General features: G+C 63.2%; 2 protein-coding genes and 1 pseudogene. 2 read left to right on the plus strand and 1 reads right to left on the minus strand.

Annotated elements, in window-relative coordinates:
- Together COA07_RS17620 and COA07_RS17625 are read left to right on the plus strand one after the other, a co-directional pair.
- The coding region (locus COA07_RS17620) for an ATP-binding protein (protein WP_169924247.1) at positions 1–129 on the plus strand (129 nt) is incomplete at its 5' end.
- Between the two features lie 238 nt (positions 130–367).
- Entirely contained in the window at positions 368–979 is a 612-nt protein-coding gene (locus tag COA07_RS17625; protein WP_007407161.1) for a hypothetical protein, read from the plus strand.
- A 274-nt stretch (positions 980–1253) separates the two neighbouring features.
- Here the strand turns inward: COA07_RS17625 and COA07_RS17630 are convergent.
- Positions 1254–1384, minus strand: a pseudogene (locus COA07_RS17630) (IS630 family transposase); the annotation flags it as partial.

The following is a 1384-nucleotide window of genomic DNA, read 5'->3' on the forward strand; positions in this document are numbered from 1 at the left end:
GCCTTTGGCGAGTGGCCGACCGTCTTCGGCGACCCCAAGATGACCACCGCGCTGCTCGACCGCATTACCCACCACTGCGACATCGTCGAGACCGGCAACGACAGCTGGCGCTTCAAGCACCGCAGCTGACGCCTGGGGCACCCCGCAGAGAACGCTTCGCGCTGGTTGCGCCTCCGGTCGGGCTACGCCCGCCCTACGCCACAACCAGCGCGAACGGCGCGCCCGTCATACCCGTCACGCTGCTCGACGAAGGGGGTCCCTTTTGCACGCCGATAGGGGGTTCCTTTTGGACGCCGATTGACACTCGAAGGGCGAACCCGACCGACTCTACAAGCAGGCGGCCGAACTGCTGAAGCGCAAGAACGCGGTGCGGCGCATCGCCCGTGCCGAGGGCCGCCAGCTCACCGAGGACGAACGCCTTGCCACCCTGATAACTAACACAGCATTGCGTGTGTTCGAGCAGCTTACGACGTTGGCGCGAACGTGCGCCGGCAAGGTATTCCCGACCTGGGAATGGATTGAGGCGGCTGCCGGCGTCTCGCGCGCCAGCGTCGGACGTGCGCTGGTGGCGCTGGCCAGCATGGGCCTTCTCGACAAGCAGCGGCGATGCGTGCCGATCGATCCCCCGGCCGATCGCCCGAAGGCGCGCAATGCGCAGACCTCCAACGTCTATCGCATGAGCTTCCCCAACCGGCTTGCCCGCTTCCTTCCGCGTCGTCTCCGGCCTGTCCCCCTCCCCGATGACGTGGTGCAACGCGAGGTCGATCGTATCGAGCAGATCGAGGTGATGCGCCTCTGGCGCTCCCCGCGCCAGGTTGTCGCCGAGGAGATCGAAGACGCCGGCTTGCGGCAAGTGCTGGACAGCCTTGCCATCGCTATCGAGAAGCAAGAGTCTCAAAAAAATGGTCAACCGCTCCTAGATTCATATGATCTGAGAACGAATGGAGTTGGCCTAGTCGGCCAACGCCCTAACGCCTGACGGCGAGTACAGTCCTAACCGACCGGACCGCACAAACCACAAACGGCAAGACCAAGCGGCAAGGTTGGACGCGCCGCTTCGCGTCGCGATGCTCCCGAGGGGAGCAAGCGTTTACCGTTGCGCTGAAATTGCCGCCTTTGTGCCCGGTGCAGCCGTTTTTGGTGCGTCATCGCGACCGTAGCGCCATGCTGAGCACCAACTTGCGATTGAAAACGCAGCCCACCTGGTAACTAATGCGCGATTCAGCGGTTAATGGACCGTCAGCATCTTGCTGCTAGTGGATCGAATCTAACACTTGGTGCCCGCGTTTGACGGCGGCGATGATCCGGTCTGGGTCGGCAGTCCAAGTGAAGGGCTTTGGGTTGGCGTTCTGCTCGGCGACAAAGCGGTTGATGGCGGCTTGGA

This window comes from Sphingomonas adhaesiva (assembly GCF_002374855.1).
GTDB classification, from domain to species: domain Bacteria; phylum Pseudomonadota; class Alphaproteobacteria; order Sphingomonadales; family Sphingomonadaceae; genus Sphingomonas; species Sphingomonas adhaesiva.